This is a genomic window from Niastella yeongjuensis (assembly GCF_900110245.1).
GTDB lineage: Bacteria > Bacteroidota > Bacteroidia > Chitinophagales > Chitinophagaceae > Niastella > Niastella yeongjuensis.
Genome location: NZ_FOCZ01000006.1, coordinates 143,429 through 166,278 on the forward strand (window position 1 = coordinate 143,429; position 22,850 = coordinate 166,278).

17 protein-coding genes are annotated in these 22,850 nt (G+C 44.5%); 7 read left to right on the top strand and 10 right to left on the bottom strand.

The window, feature by feature from the left end; all coding sequences use genetic code 11:
- Positions 1 to 30: 30 nt before the first annotated feature.
- Positions 31 to 717 carry a C40 family peptidase gene (locus BMX95_RS17505; protein ID WP_081202743.1) on the top strand — a complete coding sequence of 229 codons (687 nt, stop codon included), beginning with the start codon at positions 31 to 33 and terminating at the stop codon, positions 715 to 717.
- 35 nt (positions 718 to 752) lie between these two features.
- Here BMX95_RS17505 and tssO read toward each other — a convergent pair whose 3' ends face one another.
- From tssO to BMX95_RS17535, 6 genes are all read right to left on the bottom strand, one after another.
- A complete protein-coding gene (tssO, locus tag BMX95_RS17510; RefSeq protein ID WP_081202742.1) occupies positions 753 to 1,274 on the bottom strand; it encodes a type VI secretion system TssO in 522 nt (173 codons plus the stop codon).
- Between the two features lie 33 nt (positions 1,275 to 1,307).
- Positions 1,308 to 2,489: a hypothetical protein gene (locus BMX95_RS17515; RefSeq protein WP_081202741.1), complete on the bottom strand. Its 1,182-nt coding sequence runs from the start codon at positions 2,487 to 2,489 to the stop codon at positions 1,308 to 1,310.
- Positions 2,490 to 2,516: 27 nt separating this feature from the next.
- Entirely contained in the window at positions 2,517 to 3,386 is an 870-nt protein-coding gene (locus tag BMX95_RS17520; protein WP_081202740.1) for a TssN family type VI secretion system protein, read from the bottom strand.
- Positions 3,387 to 3,413: 27 nt separating this feature from the next.
- A complete protein-coding gene (locus BMX95_RS17525; protein ID WP_081202739.1) occupies positions 3,414 to 4,349 on the bottom strand; it encodes a hypothetical protein in 936 nt (311 codons plus the stop codon).
- Between the two features lie 55 nt (positions 4,350 to 4,404).
- Positions 4,405 to 6,273: a type VI secretion system baseplate subunit TssF gene (locus BMX95_RS17530; RefSeq protein WP_081202738.1), complete on the bottom strand. Its 1,869-nt coding sequence runs from the start codon at positions 6,271 to 6,273 to the stop codon at positions 4,405 to 4,407.
- A 70-nt stretch (positions 6,274 to 6,343) separates the two neighbouring features.
- Positions 6,344 to 6,778: a GPW/gp25 family protein gene (locus tag BMX95_RS17535; RefSeq protein WP_081202737.1), complete on the bottom strand. Its 435-nt coding sequence runs from the start codon at positions 6,776 to 6,778 to the stop codon at positions 6,344 to 6,346.
- Positions 6,779 to 7,080: 302 nt separating this feature from the next.
- Between BMX95_RS17535 and BMX95_RS17540 the strand changes: the two genes are divergently transcribed.
- From BMX95_RS17540 to BMX95_RS17555, 4 genes are all read left to right on the top strand, one after another.
- On the top strand, positions 7,081 to 8,004 hold the full coding sequence (locus BMX95_RS17540; RefSeq protein ID WP_081202736.1) for a hypothetical protein: 924 nt from the start codon (positions 7,081 to 7,083) through the stop codon (positions 8,002 to 8,004).
- A gap of 288 nt (positions 8,005 to 8,292) precedes the next feature.
- A complete protein-coding gene (locus tag BMX95_RS17545; RefSeq protein WP_081202735.1) occupies positions 8,293 to 10,773 on the top strand; it encodes a DUF5686 and carboxypeptidase regulatory-like domain-containing protein in 2,481 nt (826 codons plus the stop codon).
- 39 nt (positions 10,774 to 10,812) lie between these two features.
- A complete protein-coding gene (locus tag BMX95_RS17550; protein WP_081202734.1) occupies positions 10,813 to 11,766 on the top strand; it encodes an ion channel in 954 nt (317 codons plus the stop codon).
- 155 nt (positions 11,767 to 11,921) lie between these two features.
- Positions 11,922 to 12,569, top strand: coding sequence for a YdcF family protein (locus tag BMX95_RS17555; RefSeq protein ID WP_081202733.1), 648 nt, complete (start codon positions 11,922 to 11,924; stop codon positions 12,567 to 12,569).
- A gap of 233 nt (positions 12,570 to 12,802) precedes the next feature.
- Here BMX95_RS17555 and purU read toward each other — a convergent pair whose 3' ends face one another.
- On the bottom strand, positions 12,803 to 13,630 hold the full coding sequence (gene purU / locus BMX95_RS17560) for a formyltetrahydrofolate deformylase (protein WP_081202732.1): 828 nt from the start codon (positions 13,628 to 13,630) through the stop codon (positions 12,803 to 12,805).
- 797 nt (positions 13,631 to 14,427) lie between these two features.
- On the opposite strand from purU, the gene BMX95_RS17565 reads away from it, so the two are divergent.
- A complete protein-coding gene (locus tag BMX95_RS17565; protein ID WP_081202731.1) occupies positions 14,428 to 15,288 on the top strand; it encodes a polysaccharide lyase family 20 protein in 861 nt (286 codons plus the stop codon).
- A gap of 81 nt (positions 15,289 to 15,369) precedes the next feature.
- Here BMX95_RS17565 and BMX95_RS17570 read toward each other — a convergent pair whose 3' ends face one another.
- From BMX95_RS17570 to BMX95_RS17585, 3 genes are all read right to left on the bottom strand, one after another.
- Positions 15,370 to 18,108 (bottom strand): TonB-dependent receptor, encoded by a 2,739-nt coding sequence (locus BMX95_RS17570; RefSeq protein WP_081202730.1) that lies wholly within the window; start codon positions 18,106 to 18,108, stop codon positions 15,370 to 15,372.
- 715 nt (positions 18,109 to 18,823) lie between these two features.
- Entirely contained in the window at positions 18,824 to 19,165 is a 342-nt protein-coding gene (locus BMX95_RS17580) for a helix-turn-helix domain-containing protein (RefSeq protein ID WP_165759028.1), read from the bottom strand.
- Between the two features lie 1,102 nt (positions 19,166 to 20,267).
- Positions 20,268 to 20,522, bottom strand: a complete 255-nt coding sequence (locus tag BMX95_RS17585) for a hypothetical protein (protein ID WP_014218877.1) — start codon at positions 20,520 to 20,522, stop codon at positions 20,268 to 20,270.
- Positions 20,523 to 21,056: 534 nt separating this feature from the next.
- Here BMX95_RS17585 and BMX95_RS17590 point away from each other — a divergent pair.
- Positions 21,057 to 22,799, top strand: coding sequence for a GMC family oxidoreductase (locus BMX95_RS17590; protein WP_081202727.1), 1,743 nt, complete (start codon positions 21,057 to 21,059; stop codon positions 22,797 to 22,799).
- Positions 22,800 to 22,850 lie beyond the last annotated feature (51 nt).

Consider the following 22,850-nt stretch of genomic DNA (forward strand, 5'->3'; position numbering starts at 1 on the left):
TTTTACATTATTCTGTTAACTATGAATCGAATGCACACATTTCAATATAGTTTTCCTATTTTCCGGCTCACTGTGGTGGCCTGCTTTTCACTGGTGGTTTTACTGGCTTCCTGCTCCAGCTCGCGTAAATCGACCAATCAGTATCAGACCATAGTGGTAAAGCCAGCTGACCACTCTCTGGCGCCCACCAATGAACTTACCGAAAGCGAAATGTTTATTAAATACGGTGCTTACCTGAAAGTCGATCCCGACAGTCTTTCCAACTATACTTTGTACGCTTTCATCGATAAATGGATGAAAACGCCTTACAAATACGGTGGAAACGATGAAAAAGGCATCGATTGTTCCGGTTTTATTCAACGCCTGTTGAATGACGTGTACAACATCCAGGTCCCACGCACCTCTTCGCAACAGTTCTTTACAAAAAATGTGGAGCCTTTTCATGGTAAAAATTTTTTTTCCGAAGGCGACCTGGTTTTCTTTTGTACAGTTCCCGGTCAAACGATCTCACATGTTGGCATGTATTTGCAAAACCGGTACTTTATCAACGCCTCTACTTCCAGTGGAGTGAGTATTGCCAGCCTCGATGATCCCTACTGGAAAAAACGTTTTGTTTCCGCAGGAAGAGTGAGGATCGTTACCAAACCGGCAGCTGTTACCACCACAAAACCTGCAACAACCACTAAAACTTCATCCGCAAAGAGTAGTAAACCGTAAAAAGGAGTACGGCCCAAGGCCAAAGAACTTAAAACTTAAAACCCTCCCGCAGTACTTGCCCTTCTCAACAGATCGATATCGCGGCGGGCCTGGTCCAGATCGCGCTGGGTTTGTTCAAATCTGCCTTTGTAATCTTCCAGTTGTTTGGGAAGATCACCCATACTCACTACTTTGTTGGTAGCATCCTGGTAACGCAGGTACAGATCGAGCACGTTCTTATTCATGCGACTGTACATGCTGCTGTCCTTATACTGCAGATCGGTTAGCTCACGCAGTTTGGCGGCTATCTGCTGGTTCAGGTACATGCTGTTTACCCCCGGTTGTTTTAATGAATCGATCAGGATCTTAGCCTGGTCCATGCTGCTTACAAATTTCTCCTGGGCAATGCTTTGGTTGCGGTAGCGGGTAACCTGTTCGCGCAATACATCGTTTTCCTTGTAAGGAATGCGTATATCGAAATAAATGGCTCCTACTATCAGCCAAACAGCAATGATGAAAAAGAACAAGAACTTTAAAAATGCGCGATTCCTTTCCTTATGGTTTAATACGCTGGGCATTTTTTATTGGTTTATTGATTGATGGTTCGTTGATTAATCTGCCAGGAAACTTCTTCTTTTCTTTACCGGCGTAGCCTCGGTTTGCGGCAACAATACTTGCTCCTTCACAAAAATGCCGGTCTCTTTCTTTTTGCCGATGTATTCCAGCCGCGACAGGTTGTTGAATAAGGATGAAATGATCTGGGTGAACTGTAATACTTTGTCCAGCGCATCATTGATGTCGAGGTGGTTGTACTGGTAACTGCACAGGCTGGTGATGGATGATTCCAGTTCACCCTGGCTTACGCCACACCATTCGGTACAATAGCTGATCAGTTCGTCTTTACTGGTGCCTGTATAGAAGTCCATGGTGTTTTTTATCAGGCGCGCCATGCCGGTTACAGCGGTTATCATAAATACCGGTGGCTGGTAGAGGTAAGATAATTTGAAATTGCTGTATTGGGTGGCGGTGAACTGGGTCAGGTTCTCACTGATCTTGTAAATGGCATCAGCCAGTTCGTTCTGTTGTTTTTTTTGTAAGATCTTTTGAATGATCTGCAGCGCATACAATTCCATTTGGCCAAAGAACTGTTCCAGACCGGCATGTACTTCCAGCAATTCATAATGACTGTTTACCGCTGTACAGGGTGGAATATAATTCTCCACCAACCGAACCGCCTGGTCTTCTACCATCACCTTCCCTACCGGCACCTGAAATTCACCCAGTGAAAGCGCGCTGGTTTCATTGGCTGGCAATAAGGTAAGGGAATATCCCGGCATGGTGTATGGCATGCGTGGTGGTGTCTCTTTGGGATCGGCAGTTCCAAAAGGTACCCGCTTATACGGATCGATGCTTAATACAACATAGTAAAAAGCAGACCGGTCTTTCAACTCACTGAAGGGTACCTGCAATCCGGGAATACCTGCCGATAACTGCTGACCCGTAAGCGCAGTATCAGTGTCGAATTCCATTACATACCCGCCGCGGGAAATAGCGCGGGCCCGTTGTATACGCAGGTGTACGGTTTGCTCATTATCGAGCGATAAGAATAATTTCGCCGAGGTATGATGCCGGTCAAATACCGGTAATAATCCATAATTGTGTTCGTTTAAAAAACTGCTAACGGTATGGGCCTGCCGGTAAGTGAATGCATTGTCCTGGGCAATAAAATGGGTTTTGTTGATCTTCATCCCATCTACCCAGTTTACCGGTAAGTATTCAGTTGTTGACTGCATGCTTGATTAGTTTAGTATGTTCTATCCTCAGTTTTCAATAATGCGGCTGCATACGATAACATCATTTTCCCTGATGCGATTCAGGTAAATGGTTTTATCTGCATCCATATAAGTGGTCAATATGGTATACCATTTTGGCTTTTTGTAAAACATCCAGCCGTGTGGTTTGCCTATGCCGCTTGAGTAAAGTATCTGTCCCTGCGGGTGTCGTTCATTGTAATCGTTTATGAAATAATAGAACAGTTCACCCAGCTCCATATCTACAGGGGCTTTTGCCCTGAAGTTGGTGAAGTATGTGTCTTGTCCGTTCTTTTGAAATTCAAAACTGATGAGCAGCATATTTCTCAGTTTGCTTTCTTCCGGGTCCTCCATAGGTTCGTGTACCGGGTAATACCATTGATTCAATATTTTGGGTGGAATGGCCAGGGCGGTTAAGAAGGTATGCCATACAAATAAGGGAATAATGAAAAACAGGGTCGACCACATCATGGCGATCTCCAACCCTTCCCGGTTTACCCACCGGTAGGCGAGTATAAAACAAATGGCCCCGGCCAGGGCGATCAGGAGCGTAAAAATGAGATCAGGTAAAAAAGATTGTTTGTCTCTCCCCCAATCCATTTTTCGTTGCATCATATAAATGTGCAAACCGCCATACAGCAGGAATAATACCTGGAAGAATATAAAGTACCTGTTGTAGTTGGAAAATACGCCGCCGGCAATGAATAAACCAGTCAATGCAAATACCGCCACAGCAATCAACAGATACCAGAGAGCTCTTTTGCTGAATGGTTTAAAACTGTTACGTATTTTTTGGGCGAATATGCCTATGATGGCTCCAAAGCTGATCAGGCCTATACCCAGGTACAATAACAATCTGTTAAGTTCGGGTGTCATCATATTATAAGGTTCAATTTTTTATGGTTACTAAATAGCCGAGAAACCAAGAATGGGGCTTTCGTCAGCATTCAGTTCTACTAAAGCACGGGTACGATCAACTTCTACATTTATAATAATATCGGCTTCTGCCGGTGCGAAATAATTATTGAATACCTGCAGCAACAGCTCATTGTCGCCGCCTGTTACATAGTCAACGGGTTTCGATTGTTGTAGGGGTCCAATATTGTATTGCAAACATGGATAGTCCTCTGAAAAGGTTTGTCCGCATACAAAATCATTACCCAGTTCACCCAAACCCAGGCTATTGTCTTTACCGGGCGCAGTGCAGCCTGCCGGAGGGATTAATTCGATTGTTACCTTTTCCTGTAACAGGATCTCCAGACAGTTTTGCATCAGTTCCCGGTCACCGGCAATAGCATGTGCATAAGGCAACAGCAATACCAGCAACATGGCCGAGGTTTTATTCAGCGCTTCCGGAAACTCCCAGAAGGTGAAGAAATAATCGTTCAGCAGGCCATTGTCCATGCCGGCCAGCAGGTTCTCTTCTTCCTGTTCCAGCAGTACCCGTTGTCTGAACAAACTATTCTCGATGGGTTGAAAGAACTTACGGGCAGCCAGTTCCTTCTTGCGGTCTATTCGGCTTTGGGCTGCCAGTTCGGTAGCTGAGTTTGATTTGGTACCCGTATGCGACTGGTGAAAAAGCCCTTCGGGTACCAGGTCGTATAAACCACTGCGTGATAACCGAAGCTGTAATAATTGGTGCAGCCAGGCATCGTCGATCTTATTGATGGCATATACATCCGCCCGGTATTCCCGGTAAAAACGGCCATCGTGCAACACAACAAAATCATCGGGGTGTACATTGTTTTGCAATGCGTGATTGGCCATCACCTCCGCTTTTATATCGTGCAGGTTGCCCGACAGCTCGTTAAAGAATTTTTCTATAGCGTCTTGTCTTGTCATTGTTAAAGATGTATTCGTACTCACTACTCACTGCTCACTGCTCTCAACTCACGATTTAATTCTCCTGTTCAATAAACACTCTAAATGGAGTCAGTCCGGCTGATTTTGAAGAAAGCTTCAGTACTAAACTATCCTTCCAGTATGGAAGCTGGTTTTTCTCCTGCGCATCCATATAATCTTTCCGGTTCAGTTTAATGGTAACGTCAATGGTGCGGGTAAACCCCTGCGATACCTGCCGGGGAACCATCACGCCTTTTGTTACCTCTATATGTTTGGCCAAATTGCCCAGTTGCAGGCGGCAAAAGATCCTTATGTCTTCCAGACTGATCAGCCTGTCACGCGATAATAGCGCCGATTTATACGCTGTAATGCTTTCTGAAGCACTCAGGCGGTTACGGCCGCCAATGGTGGTGGTGATCAGTGTACAGTTGGTATTATACAAACTGTTTGTTTTATACGATTGCAGTGGGGTACCTGCTTTTATATCATTTCCCTGTTCCCCGGCGGTACTCCAGTAGGATATAGTCAGGTTGTTCAACCGGGCATTTTTTTCTTTTCTCACCACCAGGAAAGGCGTGTATTCGCGGTTGAGTTCGCGGGTGATCATTTGTTGTTCCAGTTTGTAAATGATCGTTTGCAACTGTTTCAGTTCGCCTGAAAGAAAATCCCGGCCCAATACAGAAAACGCAGCACTTTCATCACTCAACAGCTGTACAATGTTGTCGATGATCATGGTGGCGTCGCGTTCATCAAAACGCCCTATTCCACCCTGCCGCAGGATCACCGATAACTTTTCCTGTGCATTTTTCTCCAATGCACGGAGATTATATATATGCCCATCCTGGTCTGAGATCTCATTCAGATCAAAGAAGATGTCGTTTGAATACAGAGGTACAATATTCAGGATGTCGTGCATGTGGTGCAGGGTTTCATGCAGCCTGCCATTGATAACGGGAAAACAGTTGATATGACAGAGTACATCCTGTAGTACCGACGTAGCAACGTTTTCAGGGAATTGAATTTTCAGCCAGTGGATGTTATCGGCCTGTAAAGTTTGCAATTCCTTTTTGTCAAATGCCTGTTGTAATTCAGGCGGCCAGCCTTCGTGCGTTGCAGCTGTTTTGCTGCGATGGCGAATGGTAATGAATTTGGGTTTGTAATAAGCGTTTACAAACTCTTTTAGTTTCCAGCTGGCAGTATTTTTTCTGATTAACAATTGCTCGATATCCAGGTGTTCACCACTGATGTTTTCCTGGTTATACCCGGCCACTACCTCCATTTCCTGGGCGCCATAAAACCAGCGGGCATCGGCCAGGTTTTTATAGAACAATTCTTTGTTTACTTCATTCCTGATCTCAAAGTAGTATTGTGTATTGTGCAGCTTTATCTGATGACCGGTAAGACCGATCCACAACACCCGTTGCTCAAGTTCTTTGCCGGGCAAACAATGAGTGATCACCTCTTTCGAGATCATCTCCCGATACCGGAATAACTGATGGCCGGTAGCGAGATAAGTAACAGCTGCAGTATTTAATTGAAAGTTACCCGTGGGTGTAAAATAGAAATCCCTGTAGCCGGAGGCGCCTGCAATGTCCTCATACTGTCCGCCTCTTTTTTGTGAACTGTAGAACTGATCGTTTCCCTTCAGCCAGGCTGTTTCATCAATTGACCGCGCGTGTAAAATGCCATGAGCCGGCAATGGGCCACACAACACTTCCGGCGACAACAACTGCACCATCCGTTCCAGCAAACGGGCACGCGAAGCATGGATCTCATTAGAGATCTTTTCCAGTTCCAGGGCAGTGGCTGCAAACAGCACATTCACCAGCGGGTCGAAAGATGATTCGGTTTCATCTTCCGGATACCCCCACAGGCGCGCAGCCGTTTTCATCATCCGGTTCTTTATTTGTTCCCGATTTTCCATTGTATAATAACTATGTTACTGGTTAAAGTATCTAACCAGGGGTGCTAGTGATCAGGGCCTGTATCAACAATTAACTATATGATAACGGGCTCACAAAAAAGCTGTCGCGGAAAGTAATGTCTTCGCTGGTAGCCGTGAGTCGGGCGGTAATATTAATATCGAGGCGTTTCTTTACGCGTCGTTCTGTGGTAAGTGCGTTTACTTCTTCCTGTTTAACCAATACATCTACCTTAATGGCATCCAGTCTTTTTTCATGTTTGCGAATGGCCTGTATCAGCGATTCTTTCATCCATTCCTGTTGCCGGGTGCGGGCTGTAAGATTATCGAAATCATGGTCCCAGATGGAATTACCAAAGTCAACATCACTCTGCATTTCACCAAACGCGGTGGTAATGATCAGGTGCAGGTGATGGCCTACCGATTGTTTTAAGGTACAACCAGGATGCTCTTTCTTTTGCATCAATAATTCAGGATCCAATGGTAACGTATAATACTTTAGCCGCATGATCTTAAAGATTAATGTATCGGGTGTACGATTCAACGCAACCAGGGAAGCGTGTCAAAAGGGGAATGTCTTGATCATGCTCTCAGTGCAGCAAAACGAAATTAGGACAAAAAAATATTCAATGCACAAAATATTTATAACCAATTTACGTGCCGGTTGAATATTCAGATGTTTAAATTAAAATAATTTTCTGAAATTGGTGTAAAATTTGTTGCCAGTCAGGGGTTGACGTTATAACCCTCGTTGGTCACGTCACTACCCTTTTCCCGGAATACCCAATCACCATTAATCAAACCTTTCTCATGAATAACAAATATATCGTAGTTGGTATAGATGGCACAGGCTCCCGTGAATGGATGTACAAAGATGGAAGCAACAGCAGCACTTATAAGTTTATTCGCGATGTTCATTATGGCGCTATGGATATTGACCGGCGCTGGTATAACGGCCCCTCCAATGTAATTACCGGCACCGATACCGAACCCATTCTACAGGAAGCACTCGATTTTATTTATCAACGCATTAATTCGCTTTTCCCTGCTATTCGCAGCCAGGCCATCAAACCCCTGGAGATGTTTGATGTAAACAGCTGTATGCAGAACCAGGAACGCACTACCCAGAACTATATGGCCAGCCGTGGCTATTCAGTGTCTTACCGCAAACCGGTAGCCGTTACGCAGAACATGCTTGCGCATCAACCGCTGACTACCGATGATGTACGCGTAGTGTTGATCGGTCACAGCCGTGGCGGCCTGGCCGTAACTGCTTTGGCCAGAATGTTAAGTCCGCTTGTTCGCGTGTATTTTATGGGCTTGTACGATTCTGTTGACCGCGAAGGTTGCCTGGATGGCATGAATGTAGAGAATGTAAAATTCGTGGCGCATGCGCGTCGTCATCCAGATGTGAAATCCCGCACTTATTTTGGCAATACCTCACTCAAATACATTGGTGTTGATCATGCCGAAGAACGTTTCTTTTATACTTCGCATGGCGGCATAGGCGGCTCATTTGTAACTAAAGCAAATGAAGTGTCTATGTTTGGCGACTCTTCCTGTTTGCCTGTCATTGACGTACAAACGGAAGAAGGTCCCCTGCAACTGATCAATAACCCCGCCCTGGTAAAACAATTCGGAAAAAAAATGGACCAGGTGTGTGCAGATGGCAGTTCGGAGGCTGATTTATTTATTAGGACACAAGCGAAAAAGTATGGGATACCCGTTAGCTGATTGGCGGTCGCCGGTCGCCTGTTTCCGGTTACCGGGAAAAACAAAAAAAAGTCAGTTGTATGCAATATAAGCCCGGCAACCGGTAACTGGTAACCAGTAATATGATCAGGTTCGCAGGTTATTGGGTTTAAAAACTCAATAACCCAATAACTTACAAACCTGATAACCTACGAACTTAATAACCTATGAACTAAAAAACTAAACTGTTAAATTCAATTTAAACTCGTTAATCAAATTCCTCTTTCCTGGCAGAAGGCTGTATTTTAAGGGCATAACCCTAACACCTGCATGAGCCGAGCCATACTATTGCTTTTCTTCATTACTCTCTTCTATTCCTATACGTTAGGACAATCGTATAAAGTTCATGGAAAAATAACAAACACCCGGCTGGAACCGCTGGCATTTGCTTCCGTTCAGGTAAAGGAATGGAAACACGGCGTGGTTACCAAAGAAAATGGCACGTACGAATTGCAGTTAGAACCAGGCAAATACGACCTGGTAGTTAGCATGATCGGGTACAAGACCCAGGTGATCACCATCATTATTCAAAAAGCGGATTATATACAGAATATTATCATGGAAGTAGATAACTCCAGGGGGCTTTCTGAAGTGGTGGTAAAAGGAAAATCGCGCGACCGGTCAGAAGAGATCATCCGAAATGTGATCCGACGGAAAGATACCATCCAGTCCGCTGCAGGCCCCTACTCCTGTATGGTGTACATAAAAGCCGTCCAGGAAGATTCATTAAAGATAAAGGGAAAGAAAAAGCCGGTAAAGAATGACACCCTGCCGGTAATTCCCACAAATACCAATCCGGATCTGGATAGAATGGCCATGGCTGAAATTGTATTGCAGCTCGATCGATCGCCCCAGGGCAGTAAGGAAGAACGACTGGGTGTAACCCGTCGCGGCAATACAACGGGATTGTTTTATTTATCGACTACACAGGGCGATTTCAATTTCTATAACAACCTCATCAAAACACGCTCGTTGTCGGAAACACCTTTTCTTTCACCAGTCAGTTACAGCGGGCTGCTTGCCTACCGGTTCAGGTTGATCCGGACCGAACACCAGGGTACCCGCAAATTATTTGTGATCAGTGTAAAGCCACGACAGGTAAGTAATGCCACTGTAGAAGGCGAAATAACCATCGCCGATAGTTTATGGGTGATCACGCATACGCAATTGAAATTTCCCACGTATCATTTGCCGGAATACGATTACTTTGAGGTAAACCAACAGTATGAGTTAGTAAAAGATACCGCATGGATGATCACCCGGCAACAGTTTACCTATTATTCAAAAAGCAATAAGGCAACGAAATCTGGTGTAACGGTAGCCACCTATACGAATTTTGAACTGCATAAACAGTTCGATAAAAAACATTTCGGAGTGGAAGTAAGCGCCACTGCCCAGGAAGCCTATGAAAAAGACAGCACCTTCTGGCAGGCCAACAGAACGGAACCCCTCACGGAAAAAGAAGTACGCTTTATTCAGTATAAAGACAGTATTTACCGCGCCATTCATACCAGGGAATACCTCGATTCACTTGACCGGGTGACCAATAATCTAACCTGGAAAAAATGGCTTTGGAGTGGTCAGCAGTTCAATAACCATGAAAAGGAACGGCACTGGATGTTACCACCCCTTCCCGGTTTGTACCAGCCGCTTCAATATGGCGGTACACGCATAATGGCCATGGTCTTTTACAGTAAGCGATTTCCTTCGCGCAGAGGTATTTGGATAGATCCCAACCTCAGTTATGGCATCCGCAACCACGATATCAACGGCAGCCTGAGGGTAAGATATTTGTACAATCCCTTTAACCGGGGTATACTAAGAGTTAGTGCCGGCCGCGAGTTCAAACTCATCTTTCAGGGCGATGCCTGGATCAATCAGCTCAAACGCAGCAGTGTATATTTGGAGAATGGGTTGGGCATTGGCCATGAAGTAGAGCTGGTAAATGGCTTATTCTTATACACCGACCTGGAGTTTGCTTTTCGCCGCTCGGTGAGTGATTATAAAACCAATTCGCAGGTGGATAGTTTATTCGGCGACATCGATCTGCTGGCTAATAACAAGGCGGTGGATTTTGAACCCTACAATGCTACATATGGAAAGATCAGGCTGGCATATACGCCCCGGCAACGGTATATCAGGGAACCACGGGAAAAGATCATTCTCGGTTCTGCCTGGCCAACCTTTTATGTTTCCCTGCGCAAAGGTATTCCCGGCCTCATGGGGAGCAAAGTGAATTTCGATTACCTGGAGTTTGGGCTGGAACAGGAATTAAAACTCGGACTGGCAGGCATCTCGAACTACAGCGTACGTACCGGTAGTTTCTTTAATACAAAAGACCTGCGGCTGATTGATTATAAATACCAGCGCCGGGGCGATCCGCTGCTCTTTATGAACCCACAGGAAGCGTTTCAGTCCCTGGATTCTACCTTCCCCGTTTTCAAACGGTTTTACCAGGGCCATTACCTGCATCAGTTCAATGGTGCCCTGATCAATAAAATTCCCCTGCTGAAAAAATTACAGTTACGCGAAGTGGCGGGTGGCGGCTTTTTGATAGCACCTGAACGCTCCTTGCGCTATGTAGAAACCTTTGCAGGCATTGAGCGGGTTTTCAAATGGCCGTTTAACCCCCTCAGTAAATTCAAGCTCGGCGTGTATGTGGTAGGTTCCGCAGCCAATAAATTCAATAACCCCGTACATTTTAAAATAGGCATCACTTCCTGGGACAGGAGGAATGGAAAATGGTTTTGAAGATATAGTATTTACATTTGCAGGGTAATACTAATAAACATGCCTTTAGTCAAGCAAGTAAATCCTGTACCTAAGTTAAACGACGACACCGGTTTTAGTAATACCGGCGTAATAAACGGCAGCCGGTTTATAAACAAAGACGGAACCTTCAACCTGCATAAAAGAGGACCTTTCTGGGAACGCTTCAGCATTTTCTATACCATGATCAATCTGCCGCTGTGGCAATTCATCTGTGTCCTCGTGCTTTTCTTTTTTAGTATCAACCTGGTGTATACCGGTATTTACTGGTTGATAGGCGCCGGCCAGTTCACAGGTTTTCTTTCTACCACCCCCGGGAACACTTTTAAAGAACTGTATTTTTTCAGTACGGAAACATTTACAACAGTAGGTTATGGCCGGGTTAACCCTATAGGCGACCTGGCCAACCTGGTGGCAGCTGTAGAGGCTATGAGCGGCTTTTTATCGTTCGCTTTGGCAACCGGTCTTATTTATGGTCGTTTTGCCCGTCCGCGCGCACACGTGGCTTTTAGTAACGAGGCATTAATAGCGCCCTTTAAAGATATAACAGCCTTAATGTTCCGGTTTGTGTGTTTCAAACAACACCACGCACTCTCCGATGTAACCGTTCAGGTAAACCTGGCCATGATGGTCAATGAAAATGGCGAACCGAGGTACCGGTATTATACCCTGAACCTGGAACGCAGTAAAATTGAAAGCATGCCCATGAACTGGACAGTGGTACACCCCATCGATGACCAAAGCCCCCTGGCTGGCTTTACCAGCGAAGACCTGGCCGCAAATGATGTGGAGATCTATGTCCTGATCCGCGGTTTCAATGACGTATATGGCAATACCGTGCAGCAGCGAACCTCTTATACTTACCATGAAATCCTTTATAACCGCAAATTCATTCCCATGTATCATGAAACCGCCAATGGCACCGTGCTTGAATTGAACAAACTCAGCAAACATGAAGCAGTTAAAAGTTCATAGTTTTAAGTTGAAAGTTTTAAGTTATTGGGTTACGGGGCTCTGGTCAGGTTGAGCATTCCGCGTCGCGGCCTTTCTGTCTTCTGCCCTCTGCCTTCTGCCTTTTGTATTCCTGGCAAATTTCTTGCTTACCTGTAGAAACCTAACCGTACAAAACAATGATAAACCCGGAAGCCATCGCGCTCGCTAAAATATTGTGGAATTATCATCAGTTACACCATACACTGGAACCGGCTGATTGTATTCTCGTACTGGGCAGTATGGACACCCGCACCGCCGAACGGGGTGCTGATGTGTACCTGCAGGGGTATGCTCCCATTATCATTTTCTCCGGCGGCCTGGGAAAAATCACCAAAGATATGTGGGCAGAAACGGAAGCCGATCTGTTTGCCACTATTGCCCTCGACAGGGGCGTACCGCGCGAAGCCATCTTTATTGAAAATAAAAGCACCAATACGGGCGAAAATATTCTGTTCACACAACAGTTGCTGCAGGAGAAAAACCTGAATCTCGACAGCTTTATAGTGGTACAGAAGCCCTATATGGAACGCCGCAGTTATGCTACGTTCAAAAAACACTGGCCCGATAAAAAACTACTGGTCACTTCTCCCCGCCTTTCATTTGAAGAATATCCCACCAACGATATATCTATAGAAAAGCTCATCAATATGATGGTGGGCGATCTGCAACGGATAAAATTGTATCCTGAAAAAGGTTTCCAGATCTATCAGGAAATTCCGGTTGAAGTATGGACGGCTTACGAAGAGTTAGTTAAAATGGGCTTTGATAAACAGCTCATGAAATAAGGAAGTGCCTTTAAGCTGATACGTTAACAAGTTGAAAAGTTAACAAGTTAAAAAGTTAACAGGGAAAACCCGACGGCTGCGTACCAGCCTTGTCAACCCGTCAACCTGTTAACCTGTTAACTTCCCGACGGCTGCGTACCAGCCTTGTCAACCCGTCAACCTGTTAACCTGTTAACTTCCCGACGGCCGCGTACCAGCCTTGTCAACCCGTCAACTTGTTAACCTGTTAACTCCTACTCAAACACCACCGTCTTATTCCTATATACCAAAACCCTGTCCTCAAACACCAGATGCAGCGCTTTCGCCAGCACCGCTGTTTCAATCTCTTTACCAGCCTTCATCATATCGCCTGCGGTGTGTGAGTGCGTCACCGGAATGATCTGTTGCGCGATAATAGGCCCTTCATCGAGCTCGTTGGTAACAAAATGGGCCGTAGCTCCAATCAGCTTCACCCCGCGCTCAAAAGCCTGTCGGTAAGGACTGGCACCTACAAAGGCCGGCAGAAAGGAATGATGTATGTTGATGATCCGTCCGGTATACCTGGCCACAAACTCCGGCGATAAAATACGCATGAACTTGGCCAGGATAATATAATCAGGGGCATGCTTGTCAATCAAACTGCTTACCTGTGCTTCAAAATCAGCTTTATCTTTTTGGTCGTGCGATACCAGGTAAAACGGAATATCGAACCGCTGACAGATATTCTCCAACGTATCGTGATTCCCAATCACACATTGCACCTGGGCACCCAGGGTTTTAAAATAATGACGGATAAGAATATCACCCAGGCAATGGTATTCTTTGGTTACCAGTACCACTACTTTTTTCTCCGGCAAAGGGTTCACTTTTATTACTGCATCGGCCGGTAATACCTGTTTCAGCCTGGCCTCCAGCGCCTGTGAATCGGCATCCTCTTCCAAATGTACCCTGATAAAAAAGCGGTTCTCTATCTTGTCAACGTGCTCCCGTAACGAAACAATATTCAATTGTTCCTTAGCCAGCACACCTGTAATGCCGGCCACCAATCCAACCTGGTCTTTACATTGAATTACAACAATCATACAAAATCAATATGTTAGCAAGATAATGATTTTTTTGCAGGGATGCCCTTTACAGATACTTGCTAAACCGATACAATTGGCATGCAATTGTTTTCTGGACACTAATTTTTCAGGGCCATTTTTTTTAAGCAAAAACTCTTATTACGGCTTATATTAAATCGACTACATTCTTGTCATTTTTACTATTGAAAGGCGCAATTGAATGAAAATGGCGCCAACTTTGCAACGTCGTACTGAATGAAAGCAAATTGATAGATGTCCGGTCCTGTAAGAACTGTAGCCTGGTAAAACAGGCACCATGTTTGTTGAATAGTGCAAATACCTTTTTTGAAAACGAAAATATCCATATGATGAACACTATCAGAAAATTCCTCAAAGATGTATCAAACATCTTTTCATCCGTACCAGAAATAAGAAAACAAATACTCCGTGCTATTGCTCCAAAAAGCGTACTGAAATTTAGCTACGCGCGGTCAGTAAAAATCTCAACTACACAGCTTGAACGAAGAACAGTCATCGCCTCAAAAAGCGGTCTGTTTTAATCTGTTCTTCAGGGTTCATTATCTGAGTGAATAAGTAATTATTTGCAATGCAGTCAATGTGACAATCTGTAAATAGTACTATTCGCATCAGCACAAAATTTTTACATGCAGCAGAATGCGGCATGAAGGATATGTTATGCATCACAGGTAAAAAAAACGCACCTGTGATGTATGCGGGGGAGAATTGTGCCGTAAGCAAGACGTTACCGGCAATTGAAAACACTTTTTTAAAATCTAGAAATTAACAACGTAAAAATGAAAACAACGATGCACAAAAGAGGTAATTGGTTCCGTAGAAATCAGCGCGTGCTGTCTGTTTCCCTGGTATTAGCAACATTGGCTGCTTGTCAAAAAAACGTTGACAGGCCGGTAGATCCTACTGCAAATGCAAACGATGAAGCCGTGTCAACAGAGTCAACATCAGGCGGAAATATAATCTGGTCTGAAAATGCAGATGGCAGCAGCTTTTTAAATTCCCTGTGTACTATTCAAACTGCTACTTCCTATGGTATTACTCAGTCTACAACCCATGCTTTCAGCGGCACCAAATCAGCTCGTTTCGAGTTAAGAGATACCGACCCTGAAAGTCACAGTGGTACAAGGGCTGAAATATCTTTCCCAACGCCTACTACTAACAACTTCTGGTATTCTTATTCGTTATATATGCCCAGCGCTCAGTATAAAGATGAAGCTGCTGATGAAGTTATCAGCCAGTGGCATGGTGGCGGTGGCATCACCCCGGCTATTTCTATTCGTGTAACAAATGGCCGTCTGGTTATGAGAACACCAGATAACGCTAAGACTGACCTTGGCACAATTGAAAAAGACAGATGGCATACTTATGTATATCATATCATTCACTCATCAGGTTCTGATGGTTTGATCGAGATCTGGAAAGATGGTCAAAAACTGGTAAGCCGTAAAGGTGCCAGCATGTACAAAATCACTGGCGATTTCCACCTTCCTAACTGGAAAATGGGTATCTACAAATCAGACTGGAATGGTACAAAAACCACTTCAACTAATCTGAGAGTGTTGTATTTCGATGATATTAAATATGGCAGCGCAAATGAAACTTACAACGCAATGTTGCCTGTAAGTACCACTGCAAAATAATGTAGAGATTATTTAGATGGGATATAAAAGGTCGTCCGGTTAATCTGGACGACCTTTTTTTTATGGTGCATGTGCGCTGCATTAGAAATTGGCCGACAAACTGATGTAGTAATAACCGCCGTTCATTCCAAACTGGGTAGCATTACGGCTGTATTGAAAACGTCCATCGGAAGTATTTCCGTAATAAATATTCGATTTATCACCATTGCCATCCTGAAACCATTTTAGTTTATCAGGATATACATCAAATAAATTATTGGCGCCGATAGTTACCCGCACCTGAGGTATAATACTGTAACTGATACTGGCGTCGGTTACTACTTTGGGGTCATAGGTCTCATCGAGCCGTGGATCGGCATTCCAGGAAGATACTTTACCAAAACGCGTTGCCCGCACCAGCAACCCTATTTTTTTATACTGGTAATTGGCCGACAACGATACTTTATTCTTTGGATTGGCCAGCTCTACACGCGATTGTTCGGCCCGGTCAAAATAAAAGTAATTGCCAAGGGAGTCCGGCACTGCAGGGATCTTCTCCGTGCCCTTTACCTTTTTAATTTTTGTTTCATTGAAGTTTGCTGCCAGGGTAATGTCGAGATTGCCTTTGCCCAGCTGCGGACTAACAGAAAAGATAATATCGATCCCCTGCGTTTTGGTATCTACAAAATTGCTGAACGCCTGTACCACCTGCACGTCGGCGCCGATACCGGCATTGTTCAACACCTGGTCTACTATGGAAGTACCGGCCGCCGTTCTCCTGAATGGACCTGCCAGTAAGATCCGGTTTTTAATATCGATGCGATAGGCATCGATGGTAAGGGAAGTATTATGCCCCGGCTTGGCAGTGATGCCCAAACTATAGTTTACAGAAGTTTCTTCTTTCAGATCAGGAATACCAAGGGCTTTGGCAATGGGGTCGCTGTTGCGTACCGTTAACGTATTGCTGGGCGACAATGTTCCATTTACGAGCTGGAACTGGGTGCTGGTATTGTTAAAGAAATACTGGTGAATGGAAGGTGCTCTAAAGCCATTGCTGATGGCTCCGCGAATAGATAAGGCATCGAGTAGTTTATACCGCATGGCCAGCTTACCGGCTAAGGCATTGCCAAAATCACTGTAATGTTCAAACCGGCCGGCTACATTCACCAGGAATTTTTCTGTTATATCCGATTCCACATCCACATAAGTGCTGAACACACTGCGGTTTTCATTGACCGCATTGGCGGGCTGGTAACCCGGGAAAACCTGGGCGCCACCGGCTTTGCCACCATTGGGGTCATAGTTCTTCCACGATTCTTCCTGCCCGGGTGTTATTTTGAAGAAATCAAGGCGCATTTCTGCGCCAAGGGCTACGTTAAACGACGACAGGTTCATTTTTGAACCCAGGTCTTTTGAGAAATCTACATTGGTGGTGCTTTGCTGAAAACCCAGTTTGCCGCAATAAAAGGAGGTAGGAGTTGTCGTGCCCATGCTGGCATTGTTTGAATTGGTTACATCGAAACGAAACTGGTTGCCGCCATATGTAGAACTTACATCCCAGTTCCAGGCGCTGGCAGTTTTACCTTTAAAGCCGGCCATTACCGACCGGTCGTTGATCTCGGAACCAATATAGGGCAGAAAACCACGAGGAAACAATTGTGCCACTACCTGGGTGGTTTGTTTGGGATACCGGTAAAACCCAGCCGCTTTTCCTTTGCGGTAACTGTACATACCCATTGCATAGAATTTGCTTTTGTCAGAAATGGGCAGTTCCAGGTTGGCCTCACCATATGCATTCAGTTGTTTTGAATTGCCGATATACATATTGTTCTTTCTGTTCCAGCCGCCGTTTTGGGCAATCAGTAGCTCGTCCTGGGTAACATTGGCATTATAAACAGTGCCCAGGTAATCACCGGCGCGGTTGGTGGGCTGGCGATGGCGTACCTCGCCGGTAAGGTTTAATACACCGCCTTTTTTACCCAGCTTGAATCCTTCGTTTATACCTACTTGTAAATTGGCGCCATCGCCGGCATATTGTGCACCGGAATGTGCAAACACCTGTGTGCCGGTTTTCTTTTTCAGTACCACATTGATAACGCCGGCAATGGCATCAGAGCCGTATTGGGAAGCAGCGCCATCACGCAATACTTCTATGCGTTCGATGCTGCTGGCGGGAATGGCATTCATATCGGTGCCAACAGACCCCTTGCCTACCGTACCGTTTATATTGACCAGGGCTGTATTATAACGGCGTTTACCATTTACCAACACCAGCACCTGGTCGGGGCCTAAACCCCGTAAACTGGCAGGGTCAATATGATCGGTACCATCGGCAATAGTTTGTCGGTTCGAAACAAAACTGGGGGCGGTATATTGGATCTGTTGGGCAGGTTCTATTTGTCCGGTTGCCAGCAGGTCTTTGGATGAAATTACATCAACCGGAACGGGTGACTCCACATTGGTTCTTGGCCGTAAGGAACGCGAGCCAATTACTACCGTGGTTAATTCGGCCACTGTTTCTTCGAGTCTTATGGTTAACTCATGCTGGCCGCCTATTGTTATTTCCTGGCTTTTAAAACCAATGTTGGAAATAACCAGTACATCACCATCTTCGGCATTGATGGTAAAAACGCCATTGGCATTGGTAGCCGTGCCACCGGGTTTATTTTTTACTACAATACTTACACCCGATAAGGGTTCTCCTTTTGTATTGGTTATTTTACCGGTAATGGGAACGGGTGATAAGTTGGGAGTGGCATGTCCTATAACAACGAAAAGCACGGCCAGCAGCAGTTGTGCGGCAGCATGCTTTGTGGCATGGAACAGGAAGGTTTTTTTCATTGCTTAAGTGTTATTGATTAATCGTAGATGAGGCAGGGTGTGCGGGGTAAATAGCCTTCTCCTACTCCTAAAAATGCTTACCTATAGTGCCCTTACTGGACAGAAAAGGCAGTACAAGCAAGCCACTGTTAAAAACCTTCTATAATAGATCAAGAAAGGCCAATTAGAAAGTGAAACCAAATATGTAAAATGAATCCGGGAGCCGGCTATGCCGGGGTTATATCCTGGTCATTGGGCGAAACCCGGGAGCGACTCGGCCTTCATCCCTGCATTTATGAGCGGGTGTTTTTACTGACCCTCCTGCAAATATCTTTCACCACATTCATAAACGCTTCCGGCAACCCGGATCATCATTCTATAGCCAAATGTTGTAAAAGCTCGTCAGAAGAAGTAGTGCGGTACTATGGCCGTTTAGCTTTGTTTTCAAAAGGTGCTTTGAGGGCTAATCATAGAGCTCCAAAGAAATAATTTTGTACCGCAGCTACTGCCTGCTGACTATGTATGTATTGAAAACCGTCCTTGTCAAATATCTATATGCAATATACGAAGATTAATTTCTTGTATTTGCACAATTTCAAATCTTTTATTCACAAAATAACATGTGCCATACTGTTATAGTTATATAAAGAACTGATTTGCCATTATTGCATGGCAATACAGGCGTCTCAGGGTGGTGTTCACCCTGTGCTGTTGTTTTCATATCGTCATTGCCGGTTTATCCATGAAGCCCGTTCCGCCATTCGGTGGGCGATTTGCTGTATATTTTTTTAAACATGGTACTGAAACTCCCCATGCTTTTGTATCCTACCAGTACAGATATCTCTTTTACACTTTTCTCAGTTTGCTCCAACAACTCCTTTGCTTTCTCCATTCTTAATAATATCCGGTAATCATCTATGCTAACCCCAAACAGCTGTTTAAATCCAAATTGCAATTTGGTACGGTTGAGTTGGGTTTGTTGACTTAGATCATTGATGGTAATATGATAACGCCTGTTTTTTGTTAATAAATCTTTTGCGAGCCTGATCCTTTCAATGTCCTCTTTTTTCAATTTCATAAGAAAAGGTTTATAACAAATAACAAAAGTAGTTGACATGAACTCTTTACTTACTGCTCACGTAAATAAAGGGCAGGTTTCAGCAAGTGGTACGCGACTTGCTGAAATCACCTGGATTACTGTGTTGCTATTAAACAATAATTAACTGTATGGCATCTACTGTATACCGGTAGACCCATGATTGAAACCCTGGAGTTGTTGCTATCCGTTTTATTGCGTGTTCATTGAGACGGGCTATCTGCTATCGATCACTTTTATTGTTGAGTTGTCACCTTCGTGATGAAAGAAACCACTCCGGTACATATTCAGTGCTCCGTTTGCACACACGGTACCAGCCCAGCCAGCTTACCTGCTTGCAGGCTGTTCCTCCGGGAGGCAGATTGAACAGTTTTTTTGAAATGTTTCTTTTGTACGGATTGACTGAATCTGAAAAGTATGTGAAGGCACACCAAAGATGCCCGTAGGCATATGAGATAATTAAAAGAGATAAAAAGAAAAGAAGTGGCGTAAATAGTTGAATCCGGTCCATCAGATAAGGTTTGTGCATCGGCTACATTACTCGTCTCACCATTTCTTTCTCACGTCGCTGATTAGTGTTGCCGAAACAAAGATAGGAGGTCTTTTTGACTATTTATTTTCAAAATAAAATATTTAGACACCGTTAGTGAATTACTATACAGGTTAACCATTAATGATAGATCGGTGCCGCCGCTGTTATTACCGCATTATAAACTATTTCTTAAGAAATTATCATTTATGGGTTTCTGTTATATATTCCGGAAATAAATATTGATAGATGGTAAAGGTGAGTTGGTTAGTTGACAGGTTGATAAGTTAACAGGTTAATAAGTTAACAAGTTGACAAGTTAACGAGAAAGAAATAGGTAAGGCGAAATAAAGGAGGGAGTTGATGGGGTTGATTGGGTTAATGGAGCTGATAAGGGAAAAGTAAAACCTCAAAATAGAGTCTAAGAAGCTAAGCGGACTGAGTTTTATTACGAGGTCGCATTTCTCCCCCTCCACCGGAGGGGGCTGGGGGGAGGCCGGCCAAAAAAAAGTCGCTCCGGTGAAGAAGCGACTTGCTGTGATTATTTAAAACTAATTAATTCTGGATTGGTCGGAAATAGAAACCCTCTTCATTTAAAATATGAGAAGCGGGTACAAAACTCATCAATGACTGGCGTACCATATCCTCTGCTGCCATTTGATAACGAGTTCCTACTTCTGGATTCTTAACGGCAAATTTCCAACTCTGAATCTTCAGTAGGGCAATCTTGCTGGCATGGGCAATATGATATTCCAATATCATGAATTTCTCGGCCAGGTAATCCGTTTCATTTTGGATGTATGGGGTCATAGGGTAATGTGATTATAGGCTTTTTCAAAAATAATGGACATCTGTTTAACGAATTTTGATACGTAAAATTGCGTGAATAAAACATAAATTCTGCAGCCCGTAAACCAATTTTTTCGCAAATAAGGGTTTATCTATACCATCCTATACTAATATTTTAAATAAAAAGGCTGTTCTTTGAATATTATTCAATAACTCATACATAATGTTGTATAATATTCAATAATACACCATTTAAAGTGTTGGTATTACAATAATACGGGTAACTTGGTAAAAATCATAGCGTTGCTAAAAATATAGCTTTAAGCGCTGAGCCATAAGTTGTAAGCCGACAAGGCCAGGTTGTACCACCTCGCCCCTACAACTCCTTTCAACAAACCGCGCAGTGGTGTATTGCTTAAGGCTTACTGCTTACAGCTTAAAGCTGTTTTCTGCCTCATATAAAAAAGAGATTGCAAATAATTGGTAAGGATTGCTAAAACTTTACATTTATGATTCTAAACCAACGATTCTTCATTTATAAAACTTACTTCTCTAATGGGAGATCTTCAGGTGAAAAAAAATGCCAAGCAATACGATGCTATCATCGTAGGCTCTGGTGCCGGTGGCGGCATGGCTGCTTACGTGCTGTCACATGCTGGTTTGAAAGTTTGTTTGATTGAAGCCGGACCAATGTATGATCCGAGGAAAAATGTTACCCAGTTCAAAAATCCATGGGACTCTCCCCGTCGTGGCGCCAGCACCAAATTCAGACCATTTGGTGATTTCGATGCCTGCTACTGGGGTTGGGAGATTGATGGTGAACCCTATACTCACGCCGACAATACCAAATGGGAATGGTGGCGCGCCCGCATGATCGGCGGCCGTACCAATCACTGGGGCCGTATCTCCCTGCGTTTCGGCCCTAAAGACTTTAAACGCCGCAGTATCGATGGCATGGGCGACGACTGGCCGATTGGTTATGACGACGTAAAACCTTTCTATGATAAAGTTGACCGGCTCATTGGTGTATTTGGCAGTAATGAAGGCCTGGAAAATGACCCCGATGGTATCTTCCTGCCTCCCCCCAAACCCCGTTTGCACGAGCTGATGATCAAAAAAGCAGCTACCGGCATCGGCGTTCCGGTGATCCCTTCCCGCCTTTCCATTCTGACCAAAAAGCTCAATGACTCCCGCGGGGAATGTATCTTTTGCGGTCAGTGTAACCGGGCCTGCTCTGTAGCATATGCCGATTTCTCCTCATCTTCCGTACTGGTAAAACCTGCTATGGAAACCGGTAATGTAGATGTGATCACCAACGCCATGGCGCGGGAAGTGCTCACCAATACAGAAGGATTGGCTACAGGTGTGTCATATGTAAATAAAATGGACCTGCAGGAATACCAGGTTATGGGCCGCACAGTGATCCTGGCTGCCAGCGCCTGCGAATCGGCGCGTTTGCTGCTGAACTCAAAATCGGCCCGCTTCCCTAACGGACTGGCCAACAGCAGTGATGTGGTAGGTAAATACCTGCACGACTCTACAGGCGCCGATATGGGTGGTGTAATCCCTGAACTGTTCGATCGCAAACGTTATAATGAAGACGGCGTAGGCGGTGCACATATATATTCACCCTGGTGGGGCGATAACAAAAAACTCGATTTCCCCCGTGGTTATCATATTGAATACTGGGGTGGTTTTGGCCAGCCTGCTTATGGCTTTGGCGGTGGTATCCAGAATATGAATGGCAAGTTCCAGGTAAAAGGACAACAAAAAGAAGCCGGTGGTTATGGTAAATCATTAAAAGAAGATTACCGGTACTTTTATGGTGCCCGCGTGGGTATGGCCGGTCGTGGGGAAGCCCTTGCTGTTCGCGAAAACAAGTGTGAAATAGATCCGAAGGTGGTTGATAAATATGGTATCCCTGTTTTACGTTTCGATGTAAAACCGCACGAATACGATATCAAACAGGCCAAACACATGAAGGAAACCTTCAAGGAGATCATGCATGAAATGGGCGCTGTTATTACCTATGGTGATAACGACGGTCCTGAAAATAATTATGGCCTGCATGCACCCGGTAACATCATTCACGAAGCCGGTACCGTTCGTATGGGCAGCGATCCTAAAAACTCTGTGTTGAACAAATACAACCAGGCCCATGATGTAAAGAACCTGTTCTGTGTAGATGGCGGCCCATTTGTTTCCCAGGCCGATAAAAACATCACCTGGACCATCCTGGCGCTTTCAATGCGTGCTTCGGAATATATTATAGACGAAATGAAGAAGAGGAATATATAATTCCGTGGCAACAAAACCTATAACTAAGAACTTAGAACAAAAAACTAAGAA

Coding starts and splice junctions, on each gene's coding strand:
- BMX95_RS17555 (WP_081202733.1), top strand. CDS start 11,922: ATGATAAACCCGGAAGCCATCGCGCTCGCTAAAATATTGTGGAATTAT.
- BMX95_RS17530 (WP_081202738.1), bottom strand. CDS start 6,273: ATGGAAAATCGGGAACAAATAAAGAACCGGATGATGAAAACGGCTGCG.
- purU (WP_081202732.1), bottom strand. CDS start 13,630: ATGATTGTTGTAATTCAATGTAAAGACCAGGTTGGATTGGTGGCCGGC.
- BMX95_RS17525 (WP_081202739.1), bottom strand. CDS start 4,349: ATGACAAGACAAGACGCTATAGAAAAATTCTTTAACGAGCTGTCGGGC.
- BMX95_RS17565 (WP_081202731.1), top strand. CDS start 14,428: ATGAAAACAACGATGCACAAAAGAGGTAATTGGTTCCGTAGAAATCAG.
- BMX95_RS17540 (WP_081202736.1), top strand. CDS start 7,081: ATGAATAACAAATATATCGTAGTTGGTATAGATGGCACAGGCTCCCGT.
- BMX95_RS17515 (WP_081202741.1), bottom strand. CDS start 2,489: ATGCAGTCAACAACTGAATACTTACCGGTAAACTGGGTAGATGGGATG.
- BMX95_RS17535 (WP_081202737.1), bottom strand. CDS start 6,778: ATGCGGCTAAAGTATTATACGTTACCATTGGATCCTGAATTATTGATG.
- BMX95_RS17550 (WP_081202734.1), top strand. CDS start 10,813: ATGCCTTTAGTCAAGCAAGTAAATCCTGTACCTAAGTTAAACGACGAC.
- BMX95_RS17590 (WP_081202727.1), top strand. CDS start 21,057: ATGGGAGATCTTCAGGTGAAAAAAAATGCCAAGCAATACGATGCTATC.
- tssO (WP_081202742.1), bottom strand. CDS start 1,274: ATGCCCAGCGTATTAAACCATAAGGAAAGGAATCGCGCATTTTTAAAG.
- BMX95_RS17520 (WP_081202740.1), bottom strand. CDS start 3,386: ATGATGACACCCGAACTTAACAGATTGTTATTGTACCTGGGTATAGGC.
- BMX95_RS17585 (WP_014218877.1), bottom strand. CDS start 20,522: ATGACCCCATACATCCAAAATGAAACGGATTACCTGGCCGAGAAATTC.
- BMX95_RS17545 (WP_081202735.1), top strand. CDS start 8,293: ATGAGCCGAGCCATACTATTGCTTTTCTTCATTACTCTCTTCTATTCC.
- BMX95_RS17505 (WP_081202743.1), top strand. CDS start 31: ATGCACACATTTCAATATAGTTTTCCTATTTTCCGGCTCACTGTGGTG.
- BMX95_RS17580 (WP_165759028.1), bottom strand. CDS start 19,165: ATGAAATTGAAAAAAGAGGACATTGAAAGGATCAGGCTCGCAAAAGAT.
- BMX95_RS17570 (WP_081202730.1), bottom strand. CDS start 18,108: ATGAAAAAAACCTTCCTGTTCCATGCCACAAAGCATGCTGCCGCACAA.